Source organism: Dapis purpurea BLCC-M126 (assembly GCF_050015975.1).
GTDB lineage: Bacteria > Cyanobacteriota > Cyanobacteriia > Cyanobacteriales > Microcoleaceae > Trichodesmium.
On record NZ_JBNHER010000277.1, the window covers coordinates 28,717 to 32,724 of the forward strand.

Below are 4,008 nucleotides of genomic sequence, written 5' to 3' on the forward strand. Positions count from 1 at the left end.
GACACCAGAATTATTACCAGAAGCACTGGCTGCTGCTCGACAGATTCAGTCTGAGAAATATCGTGCCCAAGTTCTCAGTGCTTTGGCTGATAAATTGACACCAGAATTATTACCAGAAGCTCTGGCTGCTGCTCAAAAGATTGAGTCTGAGTATTATCGCGCCCAAGTTCTCAGTGCTTTGACTGATAAATTGACACCAGAATTATTACCAGAAGCACTGGCTGCTGCTCGACAGATTCAGTCTAAGTATCAACGCGCCCGAGTTCTCAGTGCTTTAGCTGATAAATTTCCCGAAATATTACCAGAAGCACTGGCTGCTGCTCGACAGATTCAGTCTAAGTATCAACGCGCCCGAGTTCTCAGTGCTTTAGCTGATAAATTTCCCGAAATATTACCAAAAGCTCTGGCTGCTGCTCGACAGATTCAGTCTAAGTATGATCGTGCCAAAGCTCTGAGAACTTGGGCTAATAAATTTCCCGAAATATTACCAGAAGCTCTGGCTGCTGCTCGACAGATTCAAAATGAGGAACATCGCGCCGAAGTTCTCAGTGCTTTAGCTGATAAATTTCCCGCAATATTACCAGAAACTCTGGCTGCTGCTCGACAGATTCAGTCTGAGTATAATCGTGCTGATGTTCTCAGTGCTTTGGCTGATAAATTGACACAAATACCAAAAAGTGAACTTTACCCCCTCTGGCAAGATACCCTTCACACCCTATCCCTTCGCACTCGCCCCGACTTACTTTCAGACATAACAGCATTAACTCCCGTCATCTTTTCTTTAGGAGGTGAAGAAGCAATCAAAAACACAGCCATTGCTATTCAAGATGTTTCCCGGTGGTGGCGGTGATTTCAGTTATCAGTTATCAGTTATCAGCTATTAGTTATTAGTTTCTCCAACTGAAGCTAGAGGATTAAAATACTAGAGCTTATTATTTTATATCATAATCAATTCCAGATTAATATTTGAACAAAAAATAGATTCTACCTATGTATCAACTAACTATTAATATACCAGAAGAAACAGCCTTAGCGTTAAAATTAACCCCTGAAGAACTTAGTCAAGAAATGAAACTAATTTCTGCCATTAAACTTTATGAATTAGGTCGTCTTTCCTCTGGTGCTGCTGCAAATTTAGCAGGTATTCCCAAAGTTCTATTTTTAACAAAATTAGCTGATTATGGTGTAGATACTTTTCAACTCACTGAAGCTGAATTAGCTGAGGAACTAAAACGTGCCTAATATTGAGGAGTCAGAATTCAGGAGTCAGGAGTTAGGATGTGCAGGGAATTACATCAGGTTCGTAGTAGGGCTTCAGCCCGAAATATAAGATGGGGCTAAAGCCCTACTACGAACTTTTAGCTGATAACTGATAACTGATAACTGATAACTGAAGTTACCCAATAGCATCCTTCAAAGCATTCTGAGTCATAGCAGCGATCGCTTGATCCGTTGCCTTGGGTAAATGATAATACTTACCACCCGACTGCTTCGCCAACTCCTTCGCAAACCCAGTGGAAACAAACTTATTCTCAGTATCTATCATCAACAACTGAATACCCAAACCCCTAATTTTACCAGCAATTTCCAACAACTCCTCCTTAATATTTGGCTTCTCATCATCCAACATTGGCTCACCCAACGAACGTGCCAATGGAATATTCCCGCGTCCATCAGTAATAGCCACAATAACCACCTGCCCCACATCACCAGACTGCTTGGCATTCACACCAACTCTCACTGCTTGAGTCAAACCATGCGCTAAAGGCGAACCCCCACCACAAGGCATTTTTTCCAAACGTCGTCGCGCAGAAGTTATCGAACGAGTCGGCGGTAACAAAACCTCCGCCTGTTCCCCCCGAAACGGAATTAACGAAACCTGATCGCGACTCTGATACGCCTCCGTCAACAACTGCATCACCGCACCCTTTGCCGACTGCATTCTATTCAATGCCATGGAACCCGAAGCATCAACCACAAATACCACCAAGGCACCTGCTTTTCTTGCCAATCGTTTCGCCCGCATATCACTCTGTTCCACAATAACTTTGCGGTTTGGTTGACGTTCTCTTCTCGACTTTTGATAAGGAGCAGCAGAGCGCAAAGTCGCATCCACAGCAATACGTCGCACCTTACCTTTAGGCAACATTGGTTTCACATAACGCCCCCGATCTTCAGAAAAAATCATACTCCTACTACCCGACTTACCCTGACGGTTCGCCGTTTGAGCAAACATGAGTACGCTATCATCTAATACCACTCCCTCCGGATCGAATAAAAATTCTTCGGGAATACTTGCCTCTTCTTCCTCTGGAGGTTCCTGGTTTTCCTCATCTTCGTCTTCTTCCTCTTGTTCCTGTTCCGAGTTGTCTTCTGGAGGTGGAGGCGGTGGTGGAGGCGGTTGTTGTTCCTCTTCTGGGGGAGTTTGCACTATTGTTGCTCGCGGCACAATAACTAACTCCACCGCCCGACGCAAGTCATCAGCATTAACAGTTGTTCGTCCGTCCAGTGCTGCCGATGCTCTAGCAACTCGCACTGCAAAAAGTTCTGCCCGATGTCCTTGTACTCCTCCACGAACTGCTTCTTCTACTAAATATAATATTTGTTCATGGGTAATAACCACATCCTTTACCCATTCTCTCGCCAACAAAATCTGAGTTTTGAGATTATCTACATCTTCTGTGTATCTTTCTAGAAAACCTTGAGGAGAGCTAGCATAAGCTAAAGCTTGTTCCACTGCTTCCACCCGTTGCTCTAAACCTAAAACCATATCTGCTGAGAGAGCGATCGCTATCCTATCGAGCAAATGTTCTCGTAGTGGCCCCTCTTCTGGATTATAGGTAGCAATAAATAGAGGTCTACAAGGATGTTGAAAACTAATACCCTCGCGCTCTATCTGATTTTTCCCTTCTGTTAAAACTGTCAGTAATAGATTAGCAATATTATCATCAAGTAGATTAATTTCATCTACATATAATACTCCTCGGTGAGCAGAAGCTAATAAACCTGGTTGAAAAACTGTTTCCCCCTGCTTTACTGACTTTTCTACATCCACCGAACCCAATAACCTATCTTCTGTCACTCCCAGGGGAACTTGAATAAAAGGTGCAGGTATAACTTCCGTAGGTATTTCTTCTGCTGTGGCGTTGGGATACTCTTCTAAAAGTTCCTCATCCCATTCTTCAGGATAGTTGGGATTGCAGTTGCTAATAGAACCTTTGACAATTTCAATGGGAGGCAAAAGAGAATGTATAGCTCTGGCCATTACAGATTTCGCTGTACCTCGACGGCCAGCAATGGCGACTCCTCCTAATCCTGGATCGACGGCTGCTAATAATAAGGCCAGTTTTATTGCTTCTTGTCCAACTACAGCAGCTAGAGGAAAGTTGATGATGGTGGGAGGGTTAACGACAGGCATAGTTTGAATAGTTTTACTCTTACTTTTTAGAATATCAATTAATGGGACATATTTTTCCAGTCGGGGTTAGCGATCGTGAAACGATGCGGAGCATTATCGCTTCTGCCTACTGCTGAATGCCTTCTGCTATATCTATGGACGATGCGTTAATTGATACAGAATTTAATCACGACAAAACTTCATTTAATATTTTTCAAAGTTAGTGATTATTTCAAATCATCAATTTTACATCTATATTTATAAGCTACATATTATTATGATTAAAGTATTTTTTTTAGCCTGTAAATTATGTATACTAATTTTTACAATAAAAATAACTTTTACATATATGTAACATTATTAATACTTTTAACAAAGTAGAGGGTATAACCCCTCATGGGTGTTATACTACGTTTAGTAGATGCACCCTGATAGTTATTTGTCCCTTAGCCAATTTTGGCCAAGGGGCTTTTTTTTACATATTCGACTTTAGTTGAGAAAAACTTATATTTATAAATATAATTTATAATATTAATAATTTATAAATATATAAAAATAGAGGGTATAACCCCTCATGGGTGTTATACTACGTTTAGTAGATGCACCCTGAT

2 protein-coding genes and 1 pseudogene are annotated in these 4,008 nt (G+C 41.5%); 2 read left to right on the forward strand and 1 reads right to left on the reverse strand.

Annotated features, from left to right (window positions below):
• Together ACP6PL_RS25705 and ACP6PL_RS25710 are read left to right on the forward strand one after the other, a co-directional pair.
• Nucleotides 1–850: pseudogene (locus ACP6PL_RS25705) on the forward strand (hypothetical protein); the annotation flags it as partial.
• Between the two features lie 140 nt (nucleotides 851–990).
• A complete protein-coding gene (locus ACP6PL_RS25710; protein WP_426548178.1) occupies nucleotides 991–1,242 on the forward strand; it encodes a UPF0175 family protein in 252 nt (83 codons plus the stop codon).
• A gap of 154 nt (nucleotides 1,243–1,396) precedes the next feature.
• Here ACP6PL_RS25710 and bchD read toward each other — a convergent pair whose 3' ends face one another.
• The gene (bchD, locus tag ACP6PL_RS25715; RefSeq protein WP_426548179.1) at nucleotides 1,397–3,418 is read right to left on the reverse strand and encodes a magnesium chelatase ATPase subunit D; all 2,022 of its coding nucleotides are present in this window, start codon (nucleotides 3,416–3,418) and stop codon (nucleotides 1,397–1,399) included.
• Nucleotides 3,419–4,008: the final 590 nt, after the last annotated feature.